Origin of the sequence: Qipengyuania sp. ASV99 (assembly GCF_047872805.1) — a bacterium.
Lineage (GTDB): Bacteria > Pseudomonadota > Alphaproteobacteria > Sphingomonadales > Sphingomonadaceae > Erythrobacter.
Genome location: NZ_JBLQUK010000007.1, coordinates 128,015 through 153,478, shown reverse-complemented (window position 1 = coordinate 153,478; position 25,464 = coordinate 128,015). Strand labels below are relative to the sequence as shown.

The following is a 25,464-nucleotide window of genomic DNA, read 5'->3' as shown; positions in this document are numbered from 1 at the left end:
CCCGGGCAAAGTCCGAAAGCCTTCATCATTCCGCCGCAGGTGCTTCGGGTGCAGGACCTTGCGGCCCGCCAAGCCCGCCCGGTCCCGCCTGCATCGCCTGTTGCAGGATCGACAGATTGCGGTCGAACATTTCGCGGGTCATGAAATCGACCACTTCGATCTCGAACAACAGATCGGCGTTGGGCGGGATCGGCGCGCCCGGAGGCGGCTCGGCACCGTAAGCCTGTTCGGCGGGGATGAAGAGTTCGTATTTCCCGCCTTTCTGCATCTGCTGCAGACCCATGTAGAACCCTTCGATGGTGGCGTCTTTTTCAACCGGGAACGGGCTGCCTTCGGGAAACACCCCTTGGATCGGAAGCGGGATGTCCTGCGATTCGTCGAACACATCGCCGGTTGCGGCCAGCATGCCTTTGTATTTCACAAAGACCATATCGCCTTCCTTGGGAAATTCGCCGGTGCCGGCCACGATAGTATCAACGCTAAGCCCCTTGGGCACCGCGGCCCACGCGAGGCCGCCGCCAATCAGAATGGCGATGACAACTCCCAGCCAAAGCTTGGTCAGCGAGCCCTTGGCAACGGGCTGGATCGGAACGCGCGTGATTTCGGTCATTGATCTATCTCATCAGAATGGGCGCCCCCGAACTGCCGATCGGCAGGTCAGCCATGCAAAGACCCCGATTTCGCATGGCAAAAGGGCGCGGAACGGTCCGCGCCCTGATGGCTTATCCCGGTTAGGGTTTCAAGCGTTCTCATGCGGCCAAACCACGTTTGACGAGCGCGCTGGCGCGCAGCGTGAAAACGCGCGGCCTTACTTGATGCCGTCGCGTTCCATCCGCTTGCGTTCAAGCTTGCGTGCGCGGCGAACCGCAGCAGCCTTTTCACGGGCGCGCTTTTCGCTGGGCTTTTCGAAGTGACGACGCAATTTCATTTCGCGATATACACCTTCGCGCTGCAGCTTCTTCTTGAGCGCGCGGAGGGCCTGATCGACATTGTTATCGCGAACCATGATTTGCATAAATGACTTCTACCTTGTTTCAATCGCATCGGACCCACAATATCAGGCCCGCCGCGACGAATCGCGGGAATGCGCGTAAATTTGACGCTGGAACGGGCGCGATTCCTTCCCGGAACGCGCTCAATCTGGGGGTTACATAGCGCCGCCTCGCGAAAATGGCAAGATGGCAATGGCACTGATGCCGTCCTGAACGACCGCATCCTGCCCCTGCGCCCGCATCCCTAACGCTGTTGTGACACTGGCGCTATGCAGAGGCGGCTGCTCTGGCTAAAGGCACCGTCCTATGACCAGCGCTACGCTTTCTCCCTTTGCCGCCTCGCTTTATGTCGCCCTTGGCGGCGGGGTCGGTGCGCTCATGCGGTTTCAGGTGGGGCGCGCGGCGGCGCATTTCATCGGAACGGCGGGCGGATTTCCCTGGGCGACGCTGGCGGTCAATGTCATTGGCAGCCTGCTGATGGGTGTGCTGCTGGGCTGGCTTGCGCGGTCCAGCCACACTCCGCAAAGCGCCGAGACGATCCGCCTGCTGCTGGGCGTCGGCTTGCTCGGCGGCTTCACCACATTCAGCGCGTTCAGCGCCGAGATGATCACCCTGATCCACCGCGGGCAAATGCTGCAAGGGCTTGCTTACGGCTCGGTTTCGGTCCTCGCGGGAATGGCGGCGTTTCTGGCCGGGCTGGTGGTCATGCAAACTGTTATGATGCAAAGCGCGCCATGACCGACACACCTGACAATATCTCACCGCGCCCCGATCCCGCCGCTGCCGAGGTTCGGCAATTCACCGTGGGCGCAGATGATGACGGCATCCGGCTGGACCGCTGGTTCAAACGCAATCTGCCGCAAATCGGCTTTGCCACGATCTCGCGCTGGGCGCGCACCGGTCAAATCCGGGTCGATGGCGGGCGGGTGAAGCCTGAGGACAGGCTGGCCACCGGGCAGGTGCTGCGCGTTCCTCCCGGCGGCGAGGTGCAACCCAAGACCGCCCCCAGAACCCGCAAGCTGAGCGCCGAGGACATCGCCGAGGCGCACGCCATGGTGATCCGCGAAACCCCCAGCGCGATCGTGCTCAACAAGCCCCCCGGACTTGCCACGCAGGGCGGCAGCAAGACAACGCGGCACGTTGACGGGTTGCTCGATGCCTTTGTCGATGATGACAAGACGCCCCGCCCGCGGCTGGTCCACCGGCTCGACAAGGACACCTCGGGCGTCCTGCTGATCGCGCGCACACCCGGCAGCGCGGCGAGTTTTTCGCGCCGCTTTGCCGGACGCAGCGCGCGCAAGGTCTATTGGGCGCTGGTGGTCGGCGTCCCGCAGGTCCGCGAAGGCACCGTCGACGCCCCGCTTGCCAAACAGCCGGGCACCGGCGGCGAAAAAATGCACGTCGATGAAGAGAACGGCGCGGCGGCAAAGACCCGCTACCGGGTGATCGAACGCGCCGGGATGCGCGCCGCCTGGGTTGAATTGGAGCCGCTGACCGGGCGCACCCACCAATTGCGTGTGCATATGGCGGCGATCGGCCACCCAATCGTGGGCGACGGCAAATATGGCGGGCAGGATGCGTTTCTGACCGGGACCATCAGCCGCAAGATGCACCTCCATGCGCGCCGTCTGATTATCGCCACCCCGGATAGCGCAGGCGGACAGCCGGGCGGCGGCAAGTTGGATGTGACCGCCGAACTGCCGCCGCATTTTGCCGCCAGCATGGAGGCGCTGGGGTTCGACCCAGCGCAAAGCGACGCCTCCCCGATCCGCGACGAAGCGCCCGAACGCACACCTGCGGAAAAGAAGCAGGCCGCGCGCCGCCACTTCAAACAGGCGCGCAAGGAATCCCGCGCGCCGCGCCGCGAACGCGGCGCTGCACCGGCAACCAAAAAGACCGGGGCCAATCCAAAGGGGTTGAATAGGCCAAAGGGAAAACCAAAAGGAAAGCCAAAGGGCAAGAAACCGTGACCATCCGGCTCGCGGTCTTCGATTGCGACGGGACGCTGGTCGATGGGCAGGCCGATGTGCTGTGGGCGATGCAACGCGCCTTTGAACGGGCACAGCAGGCCGCGCCTGACCCGGCGCAGGTGCGCCGGCTGGTGGGCCTCAGCCTGCCCGTGGCGATCCGCGAACTGGCCCCCGATGCGAACGAAAGCCAGCGCCGCGATATCACCGAATTTTACAAATCCAGCTTTCGCGCCCGCCGTGAGGAAGGGCTGCTGGACGAACCTCTGTATGACGGGATCGCCGCGCTGCTGCACGACCTGCGCAGCGCCGGGTGGAGCCTGGCGGTGGCGACCGGCAAATCGGACCGCGGGCTGACCGCTTGCCTCGCCGCGCATGGTCTGACCGATCTGTTCGTGTCGTTCCAGACCGCCGACCGCCACCCGTCAAAGCCGCATCCCGCCATGCTGGAGGCCGCAATGTTCGAGGCCGGAGCGCAGCCTGAAAACACCGTGATGATCGGCGACACCAGTTTTGACATGCAGATGGCCTGCACTGCCCGCGCCGCCGCTATCGGGGTTGCCTGGGGGTATCACAGCCCTGCCGAATTGCTGGCCAGCGGCGCGCGAATGGTGGCCCGCAATTCTGCACAACTGGGCGAGGAACTGGAACGATTGGCATGACCACCCCTGCTTCCCCCGAAGAAGCCCGCGCCGCGCGGCGTTACATGGTGATGAACGCGGTGCGGGTCCTGTCGATCCTTGGCGTGATCGGCGGTCTTGCGATTGCCCGCGGTGTGATTGCCCTGCCCTATGCCTTGGGAGCGGCGCTGGCGATTGTCAGCATGGTGGCGTTCTTCTTCGCGCCCCCGGTGCTGGCCAAGCGCTGGAAAGCCGGTGACCGGGAAAACCCGCAATGAAGCGCTTTTACAAGGCTGTCAGCGTCCACCGCGCCGCAGCGGGCGGCTGGCAGGTGACGCTTGATGGGCGCGGGGTGAAAAGCGTCGGAGGCAGCCCGCAAGAGGTCCAAAGCGAAGCACTGGCGCGCACGCTCGCGCAGGAATGGGAGGCGCAGGGCGAGGCGCTCGATCCCGCCAGCTTTGTCGCGCGGGCAATGGTCGATTACGCCATCGATGTAATCGCCGCCAATCCTGCCGCAATCGCGGACAAATTGCTGACCTATGGCGACACCGACACGCTGCTTTACCGCGCCGATCCGGAGGATGCGCTCTATGTGCGGCAGTTGGAAATATGGGAGCCGATTGTCACCGCGTTTGAACAGCGCGAAGGGATCGCGCTTAGCCGGGTAAGCGGTATTGTCCACCGCGTGCAAAGCGATGCAGCGCTGGCGCATTTGCGCGCGCGGCTATGCGCGCAAGGCCCCATTGCGCTGGCCGGGATCGAGGCGATGACCACTCTGTCGGCATCGCTCATGATCGGGCTTTCGGCGAGCGCAGCCGATAGCGAGGTCGAGGCACTGGCGCTGTGGCAGGCCGCCTGTCTCGAAGAGGAATGGCAGGCCGATCTATGGGGCCGCGACGAAGAGGCCGAGGAACGCCGCGCAAAACGACAGGCCGATTTCCTGAAGGCCCGCGAAATCACGCGGCTGGCGCTGGGTTAGCGGATCAGCGCGTTAGGTGCTCACACCAGCGCTCACTCCAGCACCCAATCGGCGACTTCGCCCGCGACCGTGTTGGCGGCGCGGTTTAGCGCGGGGCCGACAAATTCGGCTTCGGGTGCGACGCCGCTTTCGCGCGCTTCGAAACGGCGTGACAGAACCGCGCCGCTGCTGTCGGTGCGGACCGCGTCAAACCGCACCACCACCGATGATGTCGGCGCATCATAGCTCATCTCGCTCAATGTCCCGCGCAAGGATACGCCCGCCAGCGTCGGCGTGTCATCGCTGTCCAGCACCAGGGCGCCGCCGCGCAGACGCAGGATTTCCCCGATCATCCGGCGAAACAGCCGCGCTGGCTTTTCGATCCACACCGCCTCTTGCAGATAGGCGACCTGCGTATCGGAGACATTGACCGGCACGCGCAACACATCAAGCTTGGCCGGGACTTCGGGGGTCAGCACCGCAATCGCCGCAGCGCTGTCTTCGCGCCCGGCACTCGCGCCCGCACCGGCGGGGGCGCTGGCGGTGGCGGACAGGGTGATGAGGCTTTCGGGCGGCTCTGCGCCCAGACTGATGCAAGCGGTAAGGGCAAGGCTGGCCCCGGCCGCTGCCATGCCAAGACCCGCGCGCCGGAGAATGTTTGCAGGGCTAATCATTCGCGTCGTCCTCTTCATGCCCAAATCCTGTGCCTGCCCAATCACCCGTTTCATGGTTCATAATCCGGCAGCGTCTGCCCGCCAATCAGCGAGCCTGCGCCCTGATTTTCCAGCCTTTCGGTGATCGCGCGCAACGATCGGCTGGTGCTGCGCAAATCCTGAAGCGTGGCCTCAGCGGCGGGAAGGGTCGATTCGCGCAATTGCCGCGCCGCCGGGCGAGTGTCCTCCAGCGTGGCTGCCAGCGCCGCAGCCGCTTCATTGGCCGACCGCAAGGTGCCCCGCAGTTCCTCGGCCAGCAGCGGCCCTTCTTCGTTGATGAGCCTGTCGGTCGATTGCGTCGCCTGTTCAAACGCATTGAGCGCTTCCCCGGCTTCCTTCAATGCCAGTTCAAGCTCGGCAAAGGTGCCCTCCAACCGGGGGGCTGCATCGGCGAGTTCGCCGGTCAGACGGTTGGAATTTTCGAGTATCCCGGCCAGCTGCTCCTGATTTTCCGGTCCAAGCAGAATGTTGAGGTTCTCGGTCAAAGTCGCCAGTCGTTCGAGCAACAAGGGCGCGTTGTTGAGCAGCGCATTGATACCGCCATCCTTGGGCGGGATCACCGGATAGCCTTCGGGACAGGCAGTGGTTTCGCATGTGATCGCGGGCGCACCGCCGCGCGCGCCATCGAGCAGGATCGTCGAAACCCCGGTAAAGCTGGCCTGGATCGTCGCGGTCGTCCCGATCAGGATCGGCACATCGTTCTTTACCCGGATGCGCACCCGCACGAATTCGGGATTGTCCTGAGACAGCGCAATATCGACCACCTGCCCCACCGGCACCCCGGCATAGGCAACCTGGCTGCCAGTGGCGAGGCCGGAGACGCTCTGCCCGTAGAAGATATCATATTCGCTTTGTTCGCCCTGACCCAGCCGGGCGATCCACACGACAAAGGCCGCCAGCGCGAACAGCAGCAGCAGCGTAACCGCGCCGACCCAAAGATGATTGGCTCTTGTCTCCATCGTGTGTTCCTATGAACGCCCTTGGGCGGCTGTGTCCATTGCCCGATTGTCGGTGTTGTGCATCACCACACCTGCTCGGATGCGGACAAGGTCTTGAGATTGTGGGTGTTGCGCGCCCCGCGCCCGCGCGGTCCGTTGAAATATTCCTCGATCCATGGATGCCGGGTTTCGAGCAATTCGGGGATCGTGCCGACCGCAATGATCTTTTTCTCGGCGATCACAGCCACCCGGTCGCATATCTCGTATAAGGTATCGAGGTCATGCGTGATGAGGAACACGGTGAGACCCAGCGTATCCTTCAATTCGCGCGTTTGACGGTCGAATTTGGCCGCGCCTATTGGGTCGAGCCCGGCCGTCGGCTCATCCAGGAACAGCAATTCGGGATCAAGCGCGAGCGCGCGTGCCAGACCAGCGCGCTTCTTCATTCCGCCCGAAAGTTCGGACGGATATTTGGCAATCGCATCCTCGGGCAGGCCTGACAGCAGCACCTTGTAACGCGCAATCTCGCGCCGCAGTTCATCGCCAATTTCGGGGTAGAATTGTTTCAATGGCACTTCGACATTTTCGCCCACGGTCAGCGTCGAAAACAGCGCTCCGCCCTGAAACAGCACGCCCCAGCGGCGGCGGACGCCGATTTTCTTGTCGAGATCCTCACCGGTGATGGTCTTGCCCAGCACGTCGATCCGGCCCGCGGCGGGTTGCTGCAACCCGATGATCGATCGCATCAGCACCGATTTGCCGGTGCCCGATCCGCCGACCACGCCCAATATCTCGCGCCGCCGGACAATCAGGTCGAGCCCGTCGTGAACGGTGAAATCGCCGAATCTGTTGACCAGCCCTTCGACCACGATGGGCGCGTCGTCGTCCGGGTTCTGCCGTTCATCGGTCATCGCCTACCCCCACCCGATTTCGGTGAAGAACACCGCAAAGAACGCATCGAGCACGATCACCGCAAAGATCGCCGAAACCACTGCCATTGTGGTGCGCGCGCCGACTTCTTCGGAATTACCCTGCACCTGCATCCCGTGATAACAGCCCGCCAAAGCCACGATCAGCCCGAACACCGGCGCCTTTATCAGCCCGACCCAGACATCGTGGAGCGGCACCACTTCCTGAATCCGTTCGAGAAAGGTGAAAAACGGAATGCCCAGCGACACCGTGCCGATCACCGCACCGCCGACAATCCCCACGACCGAGGCGTAAAAGCCCAGCAGCACCATCATGAAGGTGCAGGCGAGAATGCGCGGGATTATCAGTTTTTCAATCGGGGAAATGCCGATGGTGCGCATCGCATCGACTTCCTCGGTCAGTTTCATCGTCCCGATCTGCGCGGCAAAGGCGCTGCCCGAACGCCCGGCAACCATGATCGCGGTCATCAGCACGCCCAGTTCGCGCAAGGTGATCCGCCCGACGAGATTGACCGTGAGCGTCTCCGCGCCGAACTGCGCCAATTGCACCGCGCCCTGCTGCGCGATGACGATCCCGATCAGGAAACTCATCAGCCCGATAATCGGCAGCGCGGACACCCCCACCAACTCCATCTGGCGCACCAGAGCGCGCATCGGAAATTGCGAGGGGTGGCGAATCAGATTGCCGAACCCGATCAGGATCTGACCAAAGAACCCGACCACCCCGAACACACCCGATCGCGCAGCATAGACCTGCTCGCCCATCGCAATCGGCACACGTTCCCATACCGGCACCCGGTCAGGGGGTGTGCCGCCGGGACGGCCCGCGCCTTCCACCGCATCGAGCAAACGCCGCGCGCGCGAACCTGCGCCGGTGATCTCGGCACCATGCTGCACGGCAAGGCGGCAAGTGATCCATGCCCCGACCGTGTCGATCTGGCTTACTTCGGCAAGGTCGATGGCCGAAAGCGGTTCTGCCACATGCTGCAATTGCGCATCCAGCGCGCCGATGGTCGAAACCAGCAGCGGCCCGGAAAAGGCAATTCTGGTGCCGCCTGCGCCGTCGTCGTGGAGAGTGAATTGAGCAGAACCGTCCATTGCGGCAAGGATATGCGGGCAAATGCTATTCATCACAAGGGGGGCATCGCAGGGAGACATAACAAGCGGCGCGTGTCCGGTGTTGCACCGCAGCGCCGGGCTTGGCATGGGGGCGCTTGCAGGGACCCCGCCCCCATCAGCCTCAGCGAGCACCGATAAAGATGACCTTACCCACCACATTCAACCCGGCCGAGATTGAGGCAAGGTGGTATTCGCATTGGGAGCAATCGGGCGCGTTTCGCCCCGATCGCCCCGATGCCGAAGCCTTCACCATCGTCAATCCGCCGCCCAATGTGACGGGAAGCCTGCATATCGGCCATGCGCTCGACAACACATTGCAGGACGTGGTGATCCGCTATGAACGGCTGCGCGGCAAGGATGCGCTGTGGGTGGTGGGCACCGACCACGCCGGGATTGCGACGCAGATGGTGGTCGAACGCCAGCTTGAGGCGCAGCAGGACAAGCGCACGAATTACAGCCGCGAGGATTTCATCGACAAGGTGTGGGAATGGAAGGCCGAGTCCGGCGGCACCATCACCCACCAATTGCGCCGTCTGGGCTGTTCGATGGACTGGTCCCGCGAACAATTCACGATGGACCCGCATTTCACCAAGGCGGTGATAAAAACCTTCGTGGACCTCTACAATGACGGGCTGATCTACCGCGACAAGCGGCTGGTCAATTGGGACCCAAAGCTGAAGACCGCGATCAGCGACCTTGAGGTCGAGACGCAGACGATTGCGGGCCATTTCTGGCACTTCAAATATCCGCTGGCGGACGGCGCGACGCTGCCCGATGGCCGCGATTTTATTGAGGTCGCCACCACCCGCCCCGAAACGATGCTCGCCGATATGGCGGTGGCGGTGCATCCCTCCGATGAACGCTATGCCAGCGTCGTCGACAAACATGTGATCCTGCCGATCACCGGTCGGCGCATACCCATCGTTGCAGATGAGCACGCCGACCCCGAACTGGGCAGCGGCGCGGTGAAGATCACCCCGGGGCATGATTTCAACGACTTCGAGGTCGGCAAGCGCGCCGGCTTCGCCCCCGCCGAAATGCTCAACATGCTCGATGCCGAGGCGAATGTGTGTCAGACGGCTGACGGTCTGGTGCCGGAGGAATTCCTCGGCCTGCACCGTTTCAAGAAAGACGGCAAAGATGGCGCGCGCGAAGCCGTCGTCGCCCGGCTCAAGGCCGATGGATATTTGATCCCGCATATCGCCAAGACGAAAAAGGGCGAAGAGGTCGAACACGACGCTGAACCTCGCCAGATCGCCACCCCCTTTGGCGACCGCGGCGGCGTGGTGATCGAACCATGGCTGACCGACCAATGGTATGTCGATGCGGCGAAGCTTGCGGAAAAGCCGATTGCGCAGGTGCGGTCTGGCGAGGTCGAGATCGTACCCAAGTCGTGGGAAAAGACCTTCTTCAACTGGATGGAGAACATCCAGCCGTGGTGTGTTTCCCGGCAATTGTGGTGGGGGCACCGGATCCCGGCGTGGTATTGCGCTTCGAAGGAGGCGACCGATAGGGAGGTCGTTCGGTTGATGAGCGATGATCCCGGCGAAGACGTTGGCCTAGATTTCTTCGATAGCACCTTCAATCGAGAGCATACGATCATCGCGCATGATGAGCATGAAGCTCGACGGATGGCGGCAGCCTATTACGAGGTAGATGAGGCAGAAATTAGCTTTGCCCCGGACAACTACACGCTGCCAGACGTTAATCCCTTCACCTTAGAGCGCGACTCCGACGTCCTCGACACATGGTTTTCCAGCGCGCTTTGGCCCTTCGCCACGCTGGGGTGGCCGCTCGTTCCTCCCCGGAACGGGGAGGTGGCAGCGCGCAGCGCTGACGGTGGGGATTCGCCCCACACACCAACGCTCCAAGATGCGAGTCCCCTCCACCGTCCTGCGGACGGTCCCCCTCCCCGGAACGGGGAGGATTTGCTCGCCAAACACTTCCCCAACTCGCTCCTCATCAGCGGCTTTGACATCCTGTTCTTCTGGGATGCGCGGATGATGATGATGGGGAATTACAACATGGGTCAGGCCCCGTGGCCGCGTCTCTATCTCCATGGCCTCGTGCGCGCGGCGGACGGCGCGAAAATGTCCAAGTCCAAGGGCAATGTCGTCGATCCGCTCGGTCTGATCGACCAATATGGCGCGGATGCGCTGCGGTTCTTCATGGCGGCGATGGAAAGCCAGGGCCGCGACATCAAGATGGATGAACGCCGCGTCGAGGGATACCGCAACTTCGCCACCAAGCTGTGGAACGCGACCCGCTTCTGCCAGTCGAACGGCATCGGCGCATCGACCACGTTGCGCGCACCCAAAGCAAAACTCGCCGCCAACCAGTGGATCATTGGCGAGGTGCAGCAATGCGTTGCCGAGATCGACAAGGCGATGGCGGACCTGCGGTTCGATGCGGCGGCCAATGCGATCTACCAGTTTACATGGTCCAAATTCTGCGATTGGTATCTGGAACTGGTGAAACCTGTCTTTAATCCTCCCCGTGCCGGGGAAGTGGCTGCGCGCAGCGCTGACGGAGGGGACTCGCCCCCAGCACCGACCGGCGCGGACGCGAATCCCCTCCACCGTCCTGCGGACGGTCCCCCTCCCCGTTCCGGGGAGGATTGGTCGCCCGCATCCGAAACCCGCGAAGTCGCCGGATGGGCGCTCGATCAGATCCTCGTCATGCTGCACCCCTTCATGCCCTTCATCACCGAAGAACTGTGGCACGCTCAGGGTGAGCGGCCCTATGATCTGATCCTCGCCAAATGGCCCAACCCGCGCGCCGAAGTCTCGAAGGAGGCAACCGACGCGATCGACTGGGTGATCGACCTCACCACCAATGTCCGCAGCGCCAAGAACGAGCTGGGCATTGCGCCGGCTGCGAAATTGGCGGCGTTCGTGCCGGGGCCATCCGATCTGGCGAGCAGCACAATCGACCGCAGCAGCGCTGCGATAGAGCGGCTTGCGCGGCTGACCCCGGTGACCATCGGCGAAGCACCCGCAGGCCCCGCGATGCAGGTCACAGCCGGAGGCGACGTGTTCGTGATCCCGCTCGAAGGGATCATCGACATTGAGGCCGAGAAATCCCGCCTGACCAAAGCGCTCGAAGCCTCACGGAAAGAAGGCAAGAGCCTCGAAGCGCGGCTCTCCAACCCCGCCTTTGCCGAACGCGCCAAACCCGAAGCGGTGGACAAGGCGCGCGAGGATTTTGCGCATCATCAAGGCGAGGTTGAACGCCTGACCGCAGCGCTGGCGCGGCTGGGGTAACACCCCGGGCCAAGCGAGAGTTTCCTACAAGGGTCAATCATGGCATGAGACCGAAATGAAGGTTTCCGGGCAACTTGTTTTCTGTTGGAGAAGTGTCAAGCGCGCTTTTTGGGGTGTTTCGCGTTACCTTACAACGCTTTACACCTGTTTCGGAACGCATGACACAGTGTCAAATGTGTCAAGCAGGCGCGGCGATTCACCATGGCCGCGCTGACCCTGGCGACCGACGATACCGGCGGGCCAGAAATCTTCGCCAGCCTGCAGGGCGAAGGGCCGAGCGCGGGCATGCCGGTGGCCTTCATCCGCACCTCGCGCTGCAATCTGGCCTGCGTGTGGTGCGATACGCCCTACACGTGGCATTTCGAGGGCGATGACCGCTCGCACCGCGACGGCACGACCTTTGCGCGCAAGGACAATCAAGTCACGCTCAGCCCGCAGCAGGCCGCCGCGCAAATCGCTGCGCTGAGACAAAACCGCCTCGTCATCACCGGGGGCGAGCCGCTGCTTCAGGCCGGCGCGCTGGCGGAAATGCTGGAACATCTGCCCCACATCAGCGTCGAAATCGAGACCAACGGCACCGTAAAACCGCCCGCGCGGATCGACATAAGGGTGGACCAATACAACGTCAGCCCCAAGCTCGCCCATTCGGGCAATGCGGGCGAACTGGCGCTGATCCCGGAGCGAATCGATGAATTTGCCGCCGATCCTCGCGCCTACTTCAAATTCGTGATTGGCACGCCGGATGATGTGGACGAGGTGATTGCATTGCGACGCAAATTCCGCCTCGCCCCCGACCGGGTGTTTCTGATGGCTGAGGGGACCGACAGCAACACTCTGAGAAACCGTCAGAAATGGCTAAGCGTCCTGTGTCTGGAACATGGTTTTCGATTGTCAGACAGGCTTCACATTCACCTTTACGGAGACACGCGGGCGACGTAATATTCATCTGGGGGCAAGGTTCATGGATATTTTCATCAGCTATTCGCGGGCAGACCGGGACCGGGTGGCGCACATTGCAGATGCACTTCAGGCCGAAGGATACGAGGTCTGGTGGGACCGCGATATTCGCGCGGGCGAAGAATTTGACCATGTCATTGATAAGGCGATCAAGAAATCCAAAGCCATCGTGGTGGTCTGGTCGCGGCACTCGATCAGCAGCCGCTGGGTCAAGGAAGAGGCCGAGGACGGGGTTGAGGCAGACACTCTGGTCCCGGTCACCATCGACCCGATCACCATCCCGCGCGGATTTCGGCGGATTCAAGCGGCCGAATTGCAGGATGGCGGCGACAATCCGACCCACAGCACGAACTGGCCGGAATTCCTTGAAAGCGTGCGCAAGATTGCTGGCACGGCGAGCGCCGAACCCGGGACCAGCACCCGCTCACAGGCAGAATTGCTGCGGGTTCTGACCGCCACCGCGGCGGCGAAATCCGGCCCCGCTGCGCCGCCCGCAGCGGTCAGGAACCAGTCCGTGCCCGCGCCCGCGTGGAAACGGTATTGGCCGATGGGGGCCGGAGTCCTTGGCGTGTTGGTCGCAGGCTTGCTGGCCCTGCAATTCATCGGCGGCGAAGCTCTGCGCGGCGCGCCGCCTCCGCCAGAGGACATGACCCCGGTGGTGCTGGGCATCTATCCCGATGAAAGTTTTGGCATCGATCAGGCCGACGGTCTGCGCGCCGCATTCAGCGATACGCCCTCGGTCATGGTGCGCGATCTGGCTGCCTCGCTCGATGCGATGAAGGGCCGCAACGCGCCTGAATTGATCGAAGGGCTGAAAACCAATCTGGCAGAGCGCAATGTCATTGCGATTGTCGGCCCGTCGATCACCGAATTCACGCCCGAGGTGCTGCGCGTGGTCGAGGAAAGCGGCCGCCGCCCGGCGATCGTCCTGACGACGGCGGGTTCGCGGCAGGATATTGGCTGGGACGATAGTGACTTGCCGCTGTTCCGTGTCGGATCGGGGGTTGATGAACGCGCTGAGCAATTTGCACGGCTGGCGCAGAACACCGTGGCCAGCGGGGTCGAACTGATCCTGCTGTACGAATCGGTGCCCAATTCAGACGAGCTGACCTACGGCGAGTTGTTCTTCAAACGGATCACGGAACGCCTGCCCGATTGGCAGCAATGGTCCGATCAGAAACAAGTGCGCAGCATTTCCTATGTGCGCGGCGAGATCATGGAGAAAGCCTCGCTTCCCCGGATTCGCCCCATCTTTGACCAGAACAAGATGATTATCGTGGTGGGCCTGTCGGGCGATTTCCGTGAACTGGTCGAAAATCTCTATCGCGCCGGAGACCCGCCGCGCGCCGCCTTGCTGGGCGGGTGGAATTCGAGCGGGGTCTTGCAGGAGATCAGCCGCACCACCGCAATCCAGCATACCAGGTTGTTCGACATGACCGACGTCTATCGCAGCCCGGCTGACACCCGCGGCCTGCCCGATTCGGTGCGGTTTCAGGAAACCTTCGGGATCCTGACCCCGGCCTTGCGGCAAGAAGCGGTGGCATATGATTCAGGCCTCGTCATCAAACAGGCGGTCAATCAGATGGAAGGCGAAGTCACCGCCGAAAAATTGGTCGAGATCCTGCGCGGTCAGCGTTTCAACGGGGTCACCGGCGAAATCAGCTTCAGCGAGGAAACCGCCTCTTGGGGCCAGAACATCGGCCAGGCAGGCGGGATGCGGCCGCTGTATAATCTGCGCTATGATCCCGCTGCAACAAGTTGGCAGGAAATCGAAAGCTTTGATGCGCTGCTCGCGCGCGGCATTGCGCGACGGTAATTGACGGAGGGATGATGGTGCCAGCCGGGCGATCAGCCCTGCGAACGCCAGCGCAGGACGACCCGCTCGACCAGTTCCTCTTCCCCGCCGCCGCTCTGCCATAGGGCGGAAAAACTGGGGTCTTCGGATGCGGGGCGTTTGTGTTCCTCGAGCGTGTCGAAATTGACGCGGATCGGGATAGCGACGCCCTCACCGCAAATGATGCATTCGCGGTTGCGCAGCGCCGGGATGGAGTCGAGAAATCCGCGTGCGCCTTCGGGCATTGCGGCTTTCACAAACGCCTGATCGCGGTCGTTGTTGAGCCGCATTGAAATGATCGTGCCGCATTGCGACAGCACGCCTTCAGCAAGGTCAGAGGGGCGCTGCGTGATGAGGCCCAGCGAAATGCCGTATTTGCGCCCTTCCTTGGCGATGCGGCTGAGAATCTTGGCAACCGAAGAGCCGTCCGAATTCTTTTCGTTCGGGACATAGCGGTGAGCTTCTTCGCAGACGAGCAGGATCGGGCGGGTTGCTTCTTCGCGGCCCCATATCGCAAAGTCGAACACCAGCCGCGAAAGGACGGCGACAACGGTGGAGGTGATGTCCGACGGGACGCCGGAGACATCAATGATAGAGATCGGCTTGCCGTTGCCCGGCATCCGGAAAACCTTGGAGATGAAGTTGCCCATCGTGTCCCCCACCAGCATGCCGGAGAACATGAATTGGTAGCGGGGATCGTTCTTAATCTCGTCCAGCTTGCCCTTGATCCGCATATAAGGCGCAGACGACGTCGCCTTGTCGAGCTTGCCCATCTCGTCCTGAAGCTTCGTCGAAAGGTCGGACAGCAGATAGGGGATCGGCGAATCCACGGTGATTTTGCCCATGGTTTCCGCAAGCCGGTTTTTACCGCGAGCGTGCAGCAGGCATTTCGCCAGAATGTCCATATCAACCTGACGTTCGTTGCCGTCACTGGTCAACAACACTTCGCAATGTTCTTCGAAATTCATCAGCCAGTACGGCATTTGCAAATTCGAGACGTCGAGGATCTGACCGGTCTGGCGGAATGCAGCGGAATATTCGCCATGCGGGTCGATCATCACGATATGACCCTCGGGTGCGGCCTCGCAGATGCGGTGCAGGATCAACGCAGCGCTGGTCGATTTGCCCGTGCCGGTCGATCCCAGCAAGGCAAAGTGCTTGCCCAGCAAGGCATCGATATACAGACCGGCGCGGATGCCCTTGGTCGGAAATACCGTTCCGATGGTAATGTTGGCGCGGCCATCGCTGGCGTAAATCTGTTCCAGATCGCGGGTCGTAGCAGGATAGACCATCGCGCCGGGGACCGGATAGCGGGTAACCCCGCGCTTGAACCCGTGGATGCGCCCGGTGAGAACTTCTTCGGAGCCTTCGCCAAGGAAATCGATATGCGCGATAATCCCGGATTCGTTGCGGCGATCCTTGCGTTGATCGCGGACATTGGCGAGCAGCCAGGCATTGCCGACGCGGATCTTGATCTGGCTGCCGACCTGGCCTGCCAATGCGACCGAGCGATCATCGTCATCCATACATTCGTTGAGCCGTTGCAGGTCGAGCGCGATTTGCGAGCCGGCGCCCGAAATTTCCAGCACTACGCCGACTGGCAGGCGCGCGTTATCGATCGCTTGGTCTGCATCGTCCGATGCGGCGGCCTTGCCTGCTGCTGCAAAATCATGGCTGCCCATATCGGTCATGCGGTCGTACTTGGCCCTTTGGATCGTGGTGCCGGACAGTTTGGGTCCGGGCGATTGCTCGCCCAATGGCAATGCCGCAACGGGGTTAAGATCGCGTCAACATTACCATGCGGCGCTGACAGAAATCGCTCAATTCAAAGGCGGCAGCAGCCTGTCGCGGGTTCAGGACTTGGCGAACAATCTGCCCGCAAACCATCCCATCCCTAGCGACAGGATAATCGCGCCAAGCCCGTAAAACGGAGCCCAGCGCTGCGCTGCGACCACGACGCGGCCTTCGAGCCCAACTTTGACCACCTCGATATCCGCCGTTGCGCTGGCCAGCACGCGGCCATTGGCAATGGCAAAGGTTTCGGCGGTGTATTCGCCGGTCGTGACATTTGACGGCAGCGCAATGCGTGCCTGATACAGCACGCCTTCGCTGATCCGCACCCCGTCTGGCTCTTCTTTATAGAGCCCCAGCCGTTCGCGCATTTCGACCAGGCCGCGCGCAAATCGGGCCTGTTCCTCGGGTTCGATCTGACCGGTCGGGCTTAGCTGGATAAATTCGGTTCCCAGCTCGTATATCGCGGCCGTGCGGGGATCGACGATCTCTTCGATCGGACTGGACGCGGCGACCGCGAAGAACGATGGGGCAGACTGAAAATCGCTCGATCCCGAATTCATCCAGATACCTGCGATCCGCTCTTTTTCGCGCAAACGGATCGGCTGCGAGGGCCCTTTGAGCACCACGACAATGTCGTATTGAGTGCGGCTGGCCGACCCCGCCGGGTCAATCACCGCACCGTAAAGCAGCAGGTCCGCGCCGGTAAACCCTTGCCGCACCTCGACCCGCGACTGGCTGACTTCAGGCACCAGGACAGGTTCGCGCTGGCCCATCAAGACTGGTGCCACCGTCAACAGAGCCATTGCAGCCATTATGCGCGGGTGGTTCATAGCGGGCTGACCGTGTAAATTTCGTCAGGCTGCACGCCGAGGCCATACAGCATCCGCAGCGCGACCAGAATAACGATCCCGGCAAGCACCAATCGCAGCACTTCGGGCCGCGCTTTCATGGCGATCTGAGTGCCGAATTGCGCACCAAGCACCGATCCCAGCAGCAGCAATCCGGCCAGCACAATATCCACCGATTTGGTTGTGAGCGCATGCACCATGGTCGTCACCATCGTCACAAACAGGATTTGGAACAGCGAAGTTCCGACCACAACATTACCGCTCATCCCAAGAATATACAGCATCGCCGGGACCAGAATAAAGCCCCCGCCAACTCCCATCAGCATAGTCAAGATACCCACCAGAACGCCCAAGATCGCGGGCGCAATCGGCGAAATATACAGACCCGATCGATAAAACCTCACGCGGTATGGGAGGCCAGACACCAGCGGGTGGTGGCGCCGTTTGCGCGGCTTTGCCTCGCCCTTGCCATCTTTCGGGAACAGCGCGCCAAGCGCCTCTCGCATCATCAGAGAGCCGATCGAACCGAGGAGCAGAACATAGAGAATGCTAATGACGACATCGATCTGCCCCCATGCCTGAAGCAGTCGAAAAAGCAGCGCGCCAATCAGTGCGCCAATTGCTCCGCCGCCCACCATGACCATGCCCATGCGGTAATCGACGCCCTTGCGATTTCCATGCGCGATCACTCCCGAAACGCTGGCCCCGGTCACCTGAGTGGCGGCAGAGGCGGCTGCGACGGTGGGCGGAATCCCGTAGAATATCAGCAGCGGCGTAGTCAGGAACCCGCCGCCGACACCAAACAGCCCTGAAAGGATACCGGTCAACCCGCCCAGCAGCACAATGAAGAGGCCATTCACCGACAGATTCGCTATGGGCAGATAGACATCCATGCAAATCGCCTACCGCAGCGGCGATAAGGTGGGAAGTGAGCGCGTGCCGCTGATCCCCGAAACCCGCTTTCGCGTCACGCCTAGAACCGTGTCGAAAGCGTTGCGGCTATTCCAGAGTTGGGCGCGGCATCTCCGGCGACCCGCTCTCGCCAATCCACTGCAAGGCGAGCGGGCACATCCGCTATAGTCATGTCGATCCGCATGGTGGGGCCGACGTCGAGTCGGCTGGCATCGCGCTGCGCGCCGCCCCAGCCCCCGCCGCCCACACTCAGCCGCAGGCTGCGCTTGTCAGCGCCGCCAAACCGGACGACTTCGCGCGTGACAGCAATTTGTCCATCGGCATAGGCAGTGTCAGCACGGCCACCGACATAGCCCGCGCCGCCGTAGGCTTCGGCGCGCAGATCGAATGGCAGTCCAACTGCCGGTAGCTCTGTCGCCGCATAAGCTGCAGGGCGCACTTCGGTGCCAAAAACGTTGTCGGTCACGCGCAATTCCGCACCTAGCCGTACTGGCACTGCCCCCAAAGGCCGCGCTGACAGCCCGGCGGCCACTTCGTTCTCGCCATCGGGCACGAATGCCCGGTAGGCGCGCAGATAGGCGCGCGGATCATGGGCAGAGTTCGGCGCGGCACGATATTGCAGGTTCACGGCCATCTGGCTTGCCCCGTAAACCGGCACGCGCCCTTGCGAAATCGACGTGGAATCGGAACCCGCGCGGTAAAAGGCAAAGGCGTCGAGCGACCAGCGATCGGCGCTCTGTTGCGGCGCAAAATACGGCGGAGCAAAGGCTCCCGCATCCGCTCCGCCCGATCGCGGCCCAGAGGATTGGTGCGCACGGCTCACTTCGTGCGCGGCTTGGGGTGCAATGTCGACCCGAAATGCAGCTGCCATCAGAAGCTGATGCCCGGCAGCCACGATTGGGCTCAAAGCGATCGAGTTTAACCCTGGTGGCACAGGGTCCGTTGCAAGCGTGCGGCTGTTGGCGCGGGCGAAGGTTGAACTCTGGCGCCCAAAACCGCGCGCTGGATCAACCGACACCCATGCATTGCCCGACCGCCCTGGGTCTGGGAGAGTGTTGGTTGAATTCCCCGCTTCGCCCCGATCAGCGAACAAGAATCCCGGTCCCGGCAGTTCAAGCGCGGTAGTGGGAAACGGACTTTCCCATAGCGCAGCACGCCCAGACACCCACACGCCCAGCAGTAAGCCGAGCATGACCAGCGGGGTCCCTCGCCGGCGGCTTGCAAATGCAGCCTTCATCCGCTTGCCAACCCATGGGCCTTGGTTAAGGGCCGTGTCGAAATTTTGCCGCGCTGCGCCGGATGGAAACTATGCGGGGTCTTGTCCCATTGCGCCGCAGCACCAAGAATCGTCCGGGAATAAGCCGAGACTGCGCGGCGGCCCGACATGATCGCCACCACATTGGTCAGCGGTATACGAAGCACCGCATAAACACCTTCGGCCAAGCCATAATTTCGCGCGGTAAAGGCAAAGCGAAAGCAAACTCGCCATGCGAAAAATACCAGATTTATGATCAGCAATGTCCGTAGCTCGGGACCCAGCGGCATGCCCTCCGCCAAGCCCAATGATACCGCTATTGCCAACACCAGAGTAAGCGCCAGCAATGTATAACCCAGCGTTAGCACAAGAGCGGTCAAGGGGCCGCGCCGGTCGCGGGCACGCATCCAGCTTTCAATGACGCCGCCAGACCAGCCGGTCCGGTCCCATCCCTGCAGTGCAATTCCATGCACCCAGCGGGTCTTTTGGCGCACGATATGATCAAGCCGCGCCGGGAAATACGCACGGGTCGCAATCAGCAGATCATCCTCACCTCGTGCTCGCACAAACCGGCAGTCCCCGCCCTGCTCTCCAATGGCAAGGCCAAGTTCATAATCCTCGGTCAGCGATTCTCGCGCGAACGGGAAACCGTCCTCGTGGCGTTGACACAATTGTTCCAGTGCCTTGCGGCCAATTGCGCAGCCCACCCCTGCTGCCGGGAGTGCCGCGCGAATTTCGCTGCGCACCACCATCCCCTTGCCATGCGCTTCGGCAAATTCTTCGCAATAATGGCTCCCCATCCAGCGGTGCCCGGATTGCGGAAGCGGTTCCACCGGGAGCTGTGCAAAGTCGGCACCATCGGCAATCGCGCTGTCGAGCAATCCCAGCCCGGCAGGGTCAACCATATCTTCTGCATCGTGAAAGATGACGCAGGCAAAATTCTGACCCATGCGCCGTTCGTCATCGCGCATCGCCTGAAACAGGCGATTGAGACAATCCGCCTTGGTGCTGGGGCCGGCGCAGTCGTGGATCACCAGTCGCAGGCGCGGATCGCCAACGCCGCCCAGAACCCTTCCGCCCTGCATCGCGGCCTCGAGTGTGGCGGGGTCATTGCGGTATATCCCGACATACAGCCGCAGGTTATCTTGCGGCCAGACCGCCAACAGATGCGCGATGGTTTCGCCGATCACTTCGTCTTCTTGCCATGCGGGAATGAAAATTGCGGCCCTGTCATGCAGTGTGCGGCGCTGATATTCGCCCCGATTGACGCGAGGCGTCCGCGCACGCCCACGCGCCCGGAGCCATAGCCAGACAGCATCGACCGCCAGATCATCCAGCGCTCCGATCAGAAAAAATACACCCGCAAACAGCAACAGCTCATGCTGAAACACAGCCAGCCATTGCCACACGTCCCAATCAAAAACAGACAAAGCGACCCCTCTCTCTGTTAAGAAATTAGCGTAACCGTCCCGGTTAAGCCTTGCAACCGTTCTCACTTTTCTAAATGAGGGCGGTGAACATGACTGACAATAAAATTATACCCCCCAATCCGCTCCGTTCTCTGTTCGCGCCTGTGCGCGCGCTTTTTGTCGGCGATGCGTCGGCGGGCGTGCTGCTGATCCTGATTGCGGCTGCGGCGATGCTGGCGGCCAATTCCCCTCTCCACGAGGAATATCACACATTGTTCCACGGTGAGCTGTTCTCGGCTGACCTGTTCAAGCTCAACACTTTGCATCTGTGGATCAACGACGCGCTGATGGCGATTTTTTTCTTCGTCGTCGGGCTGGAGGTGAAGCGCGAGTGGATTGAGGGACAACTATCTACCAATGATCAGCGCAAACTGCCTGTGCTCGCGGCGATAGCCGGGATGGCGGTGCCAGCGTTGATCTACGTTTCGTTCGTTCAGGCCGAAGACGCCGAGGCGTTGATGTCAGGTTGGGCAATACCTGCGGCGACCGATATTGCCTTCGCCATGGGTGTGCTCGGGCTGCTCGGCAACCGCGTGCCATCGTCGCTGCGGCTGTTCCTGCTGACCGTGGCGATTGTGGACGATATTGGCGCAGTGCTGGTGATAGCGGTCTTCTACACCGCCAATCTCAAACTCGGCTACCTTGCGCTTGCCGCAGTGGTGGCGGCAGTCATGTATGCGTTAAACCGCATGAAGGTGGCGAGCTACTGGCCGTATATCCTGCTCGCATTGGTGCTTTGGTATTTCGTTCTCAATTCCGGGATTCACGCCACCATTGCCGGTGTCGTTGCCGCGCTCATGATACCGATGGTTGGGCCCAACGACGAAACCATGGTTGAAAAGATGGAGCATTCGCTCGCTCCATGGAGCGCCTACCTTATCGTGCCGGTGTTCGGGTTTGCGAATGCAGGTGTGGATTTTACAGGGATGGGCATCGACCAGGTGCTCGCTCCATTGCCGCTGGCGATCGCGGCGGGCCTGTTTCTGGGTAAGCAAGTCGGCATTTTTGCGGCAATCTGGGGCGCGGAGAAAGTCGGCTTTGCTGTCCGGCCCAAGGGTTCAAACTGGCCAGAGGTGTGGGGCGTATCGATCCTCTGCGGGATTGGCTTTACCATGTCGTTGTTTATCGGCGAGTTGGCGTTCCCCGGCTCGCGCGAGTTGATCGACGAAGCAAAGATCGGAACGCTGCTCGGTTCGCTCATTTCCGCGGTGGTGGGTTTCACCATCCTGCGCATGACGACAACCCACCCGGACGACGACCGTTCGCCTTACCTAGGCGACTGAGCGATTACCAACTGCCGGTGTTTTCCATGCTGGCCCAGGGTTCCTGAGGCTCCAGCCGGCCTACCTGCAAGAGTTCTATCGAAATTCCATCGGGCGTTTTGACAAATGCCATATGCCCATCGCGCGGCGGACGGTGGATAATGTGGCCGGCATCGGCGATCCGCTGACATGTCTCGTATATATTGTCGACGCGGTAAGCGAGATGACCAAAATTGCGTCCGCCCTTGTATGATTCGGCTTCGCTGCCGTCTTCGGGAGGCCAATTGTAAGTCAGTTCCACTTCGGCCACGCCTTCCTGTCCCGGTGCCGCGAGGAAAATCAGCGTGAAGCGGCCTGCTTCAACCTCGAAGCGGCGAACTTCTTCCAGCCCAATCAGCTTGAAGAAATCAACCGTCGCCTGCGGGTCAGTGATCCGCATCATGGAATGGAGAAACTTGGTCATAGGAATATCCTTTCGCCCCGCCGGCTTAAGCGCTCAACCAATGACCGCAAGGGTGGAATCCTTCACATATTAAATTATCCGTTCAAAATCGGTTCATCGCTATTTTGGCACAGCTCATCGCGCAACCTAACAGGCCGGAGATCGTCATGAGCGAAGATACACAAGTCGAAACACCATTGCCCATCGGGGATCGTAAAACCCTGCTTGAGCCAGTCACCCTGCGCTGGTTTGGCACCGCGGGGATTGCGGCGATAGGGTTGGTGCTTGGCGGCTATCTGCTGGGTGACGGGCTGCTTCGGGCCAAGGACGCGGACCGCGCGGTCACAGTGCGCGGACTGGCGGAGCGCGATGTGGTCGCTGATTTGGCAACCTGGACGATATCCTATTCTGCCAGTTCCACCAACCTCGCCGACGCGCAGGGTAAGGTCCGCCGCGACACCGACGCCATCGAAGGATTTTTCAAAGATCTCGGGTTTCCCGACGACGCGCTTCAACCAACCGGCGCCAATGTCTCTAGTTTCACCGATCAGGGCAGCACGACCTACACGGTTCGCCAACGCTTGTCCCTGCGCACCGAAGACGTCGAGCGGGCACAGCGGGCCGTCGCTCAACAATTTGATCTGGTCGGGCGCGGGGTGTTCCTCGAAGAAGGTTCAGCGATGAGCTATTCCTTTACTGGCCTAAACGCGATTAAGCCCGAAATGGTGGCCGAAGCGACCCGCGATGCGCGCGCTTCTGCCGAGCAATTTGCCGAGGATTCGGGCGCGAGCGTCGGCACCATCAAAGAGGCAACGCAAGGCTACTTCACGATCGAGGCCCGCGACGGCGAAAGCGGCGGTTGGGGCGTTTCAGACAGCCCCTATAAGAAGGTCCGCGTTGTCACTACGATCAATTTCCTGATCGATTAGTCCGTACGCAAAGGAAAGGGCGCAAGACCATTGTGGTCCTGCGCCCCCGTTCCTCCCGCTTGTCTGCGGGCTGTGTTCATTTTCTGGAGACTGCAGCCTCAGAAACTTGCAGCGACAGTCAACACGAATGCATCGTCAGTGAATGTGCCGAACGGATCAACCAGCACATCCCCTTCGACACCGACATAAGCGGCAGTAAAGGTGACCGGGCCGACAGCGAGATCAGCTCCGATCGACCAGTCAATCGCTTTGCTGTCATTGGTGAAGGTCAGGAAACCATCGGTGTAACCCAGATGGCCGTTGATCGTGATCGGCGTATCAGGAATGCCGATGCCCAGATCGGTGTAGAGATACAGATTGTCGGTCGAACCGAGCGAATCCTGATCGGGCGCATAGGCGACCCCGCCAGTCAGCGAAGCTGGACCGATTGCGACGCTCAGCGATCCGTAAAATTCAACATAATTGAAATCGCCAGCGCCAGCATCGGGATAGAGATAGGCGATCACACCGACATCGGCGCTCAAACCGCCAGCAATATCGCCGCTCCAACCGCCGTAAACATCAACCTCGGTCGACCCGAATCCGACAGTCTGTTCATCGAGGTTCGATGCCCACGTGCCGACATAGAGGCCTGAGGAATGGCTGAGATCAAAGCCGCCTTGAACGGCAAACTCACCGCCGGAAAGATCGACGCCGCGAAACCGGTATTCGGACGTGAAAGCAATGTTGCCTGAAAAGGTAATACCGCTTTCGCCGCCCATGTTGCTGACATTTGTTTCATCAAGCGGTTCGCTCGCACGTTCGACCTGTGTGGTCAGAACGAGCCCTGAGCCATTGGCGCCATGGTTGTCGAGCGCAGCAGAGGTCGCGATGAGTTCTTCGCTAATTGCGGGATCAACAACGGCTTCCTCCGAAACATTGCCCTCAGGCGAAGTCGTGGAGGCTTGCGATGAAGCATCAAGAGCGAAAGCTGGAGCCGCAGATAGCAGCAGACCAACAGAGAGGGTTGCGGCCGAGAGGCCGCGGATGGACGTGAGCATGACAACTTCCTTAATTTTTGTTGTTGCTTCGTCCCACCTGCACATTCAGCGGCTGCGTATTTTTATGAGCAATCTCTGCCAAATGCGAAACAATCGTGCACACAAATGCTGCATAGCACAAGAGAAATTGCGGCTGGGTCCTGACCTGCGTCCACAAACGCACAGCACTGTTGATTTTATGCATCAGCTTTCCAACAGGTTCACTACAACAATCAATGGCGCCGCAGGCCAGCAAGACATGGCTCGGTTGCTGTCTCGTTCCAATCCGATTAAAAGCTCGCTTCCGCGCGCGTCCTTTAGTGCAGCACGCTGCCAAGCGGATCTGACAAACGACGCCTCACCGGATCAAATGAAAAGCCATGTTCAACGCTATACGCAATCTGTTTAGACCGCGCCCTCGGCCGCCGCTGCCCGCTGTGCCAGACGGCACGCGTTACTACGTCATTGGCGACATCCACGGCCGCCTCGACCTGTATGCGGCGTTGATCGACGCAATTGATGCCGACGATGCATCGCGCGAGGCTGCGGATACGGAAGTTGTGCTGCTCGGCGATTTGGTTGACCGCGGCCCGGACAGCGCCGGGGTGATTGCCCGCACGCGCGCTTGGCAGGCAAAACGCAAAGTAAGGGTGCTGGCGGGCAATCACGAAGAGATGTTCCTCAACTCCTTTGAAAAACCGGAGGTGCTGCGCCATTTCCTGAAACATGGCGGGCGAGAAACGGTGCTGTCTTACGGACTGTCGCGCAAGCAATTCAACGCAATGAACCTCGATGAATTGTTTGCCTTGATGCCGCAGCTTATCCCTCAGTCTGACCTTGATTATCTCCAGAGTTTTGAGGACATGATCGTCGCAGGCGATTACCTGTTCGTTCATGCCGGGATCGATCCCTCGGTTCCGCTGGATCAACAGAAGCGCAGCGACATGCTGTGGATCAGGGACCGGTTCCTCAATCATCATGGCCCGCTGGAAAAGGTCGTCGTCCATGGTCATACCATCTTTGATCAGGTGATGGATTGCGGCAACAGAATCGGGATTGATACTGGCGCTTTCCGTTCAGGTGTGCTTACGGCGCTCGTGCTTGAAAACGACCAGCGCAGGATCGTCCAGGCCAGCCAGATCGACGGCGGCCCGGTGGAGGTTTTCCAGGGCGAGCGCCCGCAGTAGTTGCGCGGCGGTTGCGCGGTTCGAGCACAGTTTCGCGGTAAGTTTCATAGGGGCAAT

25 protein-coding genes are annotated in these 25,464 nt (G+C 61.1%); 12 read left to right on the top strand and 13 right to left on the bottom strand.

The genetic code is table 11. The annotated features are described in order from the left end of the window. Positions 1 to 25: 25 nt before the first annotated feature. Together ACM64M_RS10010 and rpsU are read right to left on the bottom strand one after the other, a co-directional pair. Positions 26 to 610, bottom strand: a complete 585-nt coding sequence (locus ACM64M_RS10010; RefSeq protein ID WP_416228542.1) for an FKBP-type peptidyl-prolyl cis-trans isomerase — start codon at positions 608 to 610, stop codon at positions 26 to 28. 198 nt (positions 611 to 808) lie between these two features. After that, complete coding sequence (gene rpsU / locus ACM64M_RS10005; protein ID WP_416228541.1) at positions 809 to 1,015, bottom strand: 30S ribosomal protein S21; 207 nt, start codon at positions 1,013 to 1,015, stop codon at positions 809 to 811. A gap of 283 nt (positions 1,016 to 1,298) precedes the next feature. Here rpsU and crcB point away from each other — a divergent pair, with 283 nt between their 5' ends. The 5 genes from crcB to ACM64M_RS09980 are packed head-to-tail and all read left to right on the top strand — an operon-like array spanning position 1,299 to position 4,558. Beyond that, positions 1,299 to 1,730, top strand: coding sequence for a fluoride efflux transporter CrcB (gene crcB / locus ACM64M_RS10000; RefSeq protein WP_416228540.1), 432 nt, complete (start codon positions 1,299 to 1,301; stop codon positions 1,728 to 1,730). Beyond that, a complete protein-coding gene (locus ACM64M_RS09995; RefSeq protein WP_416228539.1) occupies positions 1,727 to 2,962 on the top strand; it encodes an RluA family pseudouridine synthase in 1,236 nt (411 codons plus the stop codon). The genes crcB and ACM64M_RS09995 overlap by 4 nt, the downstream gene beginning before the upstream one ends. Further along, on the top strand, positions 2,959 to 3,621 hold the full coding sequence (locus tag ACM64M_RS09990; RefSeq protein WP_416228538.1) for an HAD-IA family hydrolase: 663 nt from the start codon (positions 2,959 to 2,961) through the stop codon (positions 3,619 to 3,621). Before ACM64M_RS09995 ends, ACM64M_RS09990 begins: the two co-directional genes overlap by 4 nt. Continuing rightward, complete coding sequence (locus ACM64M_RS09985; RefSeq protein ID WP_416228537.1) at positions 3,618 to 3,857, top strand: hypothetical protein; 240 nt, start codon at positions 3,618 to 3,620, stop codon at positions 3,855 to 3,857. Before ACM64M_RS09990 ends, ACM64M_RS09985 begins: the two co-directional genes overlap by 4 nt. After that, positions 3,854 to 4,558: an ATP12 family chaperone protein gene (locus ACM64M_RS09980; protein ID WP_416228536.1), complete on the top strand. Its 705-nt coding sequence runs from the start codon at positions 3,854 to 3,856 to the stop codon at positions 4,556 to 4,558. The genes ACM64M_RS09985 and ACM64M_RS09980 overlap by 4 nt, the downstream gene beginning before the upstream one ends. A 32-nt stretch (positions 4,559 to 4,590) precedes the next feature. Here the strand turns inward: ACM64M_RS09980 and ACM64M_RS09975 are convergent, their stop codons facing one another. The 4 genes from ACM64M_RS09975 to ACM64M_RS09960 all read right to left on the bottom strand — a co-directional run bounded on the left by ACM64M_RS09975 (position 4,591) and on the right by ACM64M_RS09960 (position 8,215). Further along, entirely contained in the window at positions 4,591 to 5,211 is a 621-nt protein-coding gene (locus ACM64M_RS09975; protein ID WP_416228535.1) for an ABC-type transport auxiliary lipoprotein family protein, read from the bottom strand. Positions 5,212 to 5,261: 50 nt separating this feature from the next. Continuing rightward, entirely contained in the window at positions 5,262 to 6,209 is a 948-nt protein-coding gene (locus ACM64M_RS09970) for an MlaD family protein (protein ID WP_416228534.1), read from the bottom strand. A 62-nt stretch (positions 6,210 to 6,271) separates the two neighbouring features. Further along, the gene (locus tag ACM64M_RS09965; RefSeq protein ID WP_416228533.1) at positions 6,272 to 7,099 is read right to left on the bottom strand and encodes an ABC transporter ATP-binding protein; all 828 of its coding nucleotides are present in this window, start codon (positions 7,097 to 7,099) and stop codon (positions 6,272 to 6,274) included. A 3-nt stretch (positions 7,100 to 7,102) separates the two neighbouring features. Next, on the bottom strand, positions 7,103 to 8,215 hold the full coding sequence (locus ACM64M_RS09960) for an MlaE family lipid ABC transporter permease subunit (protein WP_416228532.1): 1,113 nt from the start codon (positions 8,213 to 8,215) through the stop codon (positions 7,103 to 7,105). A gap of 161 nt (positions 8,216 to 8,376) precedes the next feature. Here ACM64M_RS09960 and ACM64M_RS09955 point away from each other — a divergent pair, with 161 nt between their 5' ends. The 3 genes from ACM64M_RS09955 to ACM64M_RS09945 all read left to right on the top strand — a co-directional run bounded on the left by ACM64M_RS09955 (position 8,377) and on the right by ACM64M_RS09945 (position 14,272). Next, positions 8,377 to 11,499 carry a valine--tRNA ligase gene (locus ACM64M_RS09955; protein ID WP_416228531.1) on the top strand — a complete coding sequence of 1,041 codons (3,123 nt, stop codon included), beginning with the start codon at positions 8,377 to 8,379 and terminating at the stop codon, positions 11,497 to 11,499. A gap of 201 nt (positions 11,500 to 11,700) precedes the next feature. After that, a complete protein-coding gene (locus ACM64M_RS09950; protein WP_416228530.1) occupies positions 11,701 to 12,438 on the top strand; it encodes a 7-carboxy-7-deazaguanine synthase QueE in 738 nt (245 codons plus the stop codon). Positions 12,439 to 12,460: 22 nt separating this feature from the next. Next, positions 12,461 to 14,272 carry a TIR domain-containing protein gene (locus ACM64M_RS09945; protein ID WP_416228529.1) on the top strand — a complete coding sequence of 604 codons (1,812 nt, stop codon included), beginning with the start codon at positions 12,461 to 12,463 and terminating at the stop codon, positions 14,270 to 14,272. A 32-nt stretch (positions 14,273 to 14,304) separates the two neighbouring features. Here ACM64M_RS09945 and ACM64M_RS09940 read toward each other — a convergent pair whose 3' ends face one another. The 5 genes from ACM64M_RS09940 to ACM64M_RS09920 form a co-directional block, all read right to left on the bottom strand. Further along, complete coding sequence (locus ACM64M_RS09940) at positions 14,305 to 15,981, bottom strand: ATP-binding protein (protein WP_416228558.1); 1,677 nt, start codon at positions 15,979 to 15,981, stop codon at positions 14,305 to 14,307. A gap of 162 nt (positions 15,982 to 16,143) precedes the next feature. Beyond that, the gene (locus ACM64M_RS09935) at positions 16,144 to 16,896 is read right to left on the bottom strand and encodes a TIGR02186 family protein (RefSeq protein ID WP_416228528.1); all 753 of its coding nucleotides are present in this window, start codon (positions 16,894 to 16,896) and stop codon (positions 16,144 to 16,146) included. A 14-nt stretch (positions 16,897 to 16,910) separates the two neighbouring features. Then, a complete protein-coding gene (locus ACM64M_RS09930) occupies positions 16,911 to 17,825 on the bottom strand; it encodes a sulfite exporter TauE/SafE family protein (protein ID WP_416228527.1) in 915 nt (304 codons plus the stop codon). A gap of 80 nt (positions 17,826 to 17,905) precedes the next feature. Then, positions 17,906 to 18,715: a hypothetical protein gene (locus ACM64M_RS09925; protein ID WP_416228526.1), complete on the bottom strand. Its 810-nt coding sequence runs from the start codon at positions 18,713 to 18,715 to the stop codon at positions 17,906 to 17,908. A gap of 362 nt (positions 18,716 to 19,077) precedes the next feature. Further along, positions 19,078 to 20,529, bottom strand: coding sequence for a glycosyl transferase family protein (locus ACM64M_RS09920; protein ID WP_416228525.1), 1,452 nt, complete (start codon positions 20,527 to 20,529; stop codon positions 19,078 to 19,080). A gap of 89 nt (positions 20,530 to 20,618) precedes the next feature. Between ACM64M_RS09920 and nhaA the strand changes: the two genes are divergently transcribed. After that, positions 20,619 to 21,851, top strand: coding sequence for a Na+/H+ antiporter NhaA (gene nhaA, locus ACM64M_RS09915; protein WP_416228524.1), 1,233 nt, complete (start codon positions 20,619 to 20,621; stop codon positions 21,849 to 21,851). A gap of 4 nt (positions 21,852 to 21,855) precedes the next feature. On the opposite strand, the gene ACM64M_RS09910 is transcribed toward nhaA, so the two are convergent. Beyond that, positions 21,856 to 22,293, bottom strand: a complete 438-nt coding sequence (locus tag ACM64M_RS09910) for a VOC family protein (RefSeq protein WP_416228523.1) — start codon at positions 22,291 to 22,293, stop codon at positions 21,856 to 21,858. 146 nt (positions 22,294 to 22,439) lie between these two features. On the opposite strand from ACM64M_RS09910, the gene ACM64M_RS09905 reads away from it, so the two are divergent. After that, entirely contained in the window at positions 22,440 to 23,201 is a 762-nt protein-coding gene (locus tag ACM64M_RS09905; protein WP_416228522.1) for an SIMPL domain-containing protein, read from the top strand. A 98-nt stretch (positions 23,202 to 23,299) separates the two neighbouring features. On the opposite strand, the gene ACM64M_RS09900 is transcribed toward ACM64M_RS09905, so the two are convergent. Further along, positions 23,300 to 24,241 carry a TorF family putative porin gene (locus tag ACM64M_RS09900; protein ID WP_416228521.1) on the bottom strand — a complete coding sequence of 314 codons (942 nt, stop codon included), beginning with the start codon at positions 24,239 to 24,241 and terminating at the stop codon, positions 23,300 to 23,302. Here ACM64M_RS09900 and ACM64M_RS09895 point away from each other — a divergent pair. Together ACM64M_RS09895 and ACM64M_RS09890 are read left to right on the top strand one after the other, a co-directional pair. Next, positions 24,228 to 24,629: a hypothetical protein gene (locus tag ACM64M_RS09895; protein ID WP_416228520.1), complete on the top strand. Its 402-nt coding sequence runs from the start codon at positions 24,228 to 24,230 to the stop codon at positions 24,627 to 24,629. The two genes, ACM64M_RS09900 and ACM64M_RS09895, sit on opposite strands and share 14 nt — an antisense overlap. After that, positions 24,601 to 25,407, top strand: a complete 807-nt coding sequence (locus tag ACM64M_RS09890; protein WP_416228519.1) for a metallophosphoesterase family protein — start codon at positions 24,601 to 24,603, stop codon at positions 25,405 to 25,407. Before ACM64M_RS09895 ends, ACM64M_RS09890 begins: the two co-directional genes overlap by 29 nt. Positions 25,408 to 25,464 lie beyond the last annotated feature (57 nt).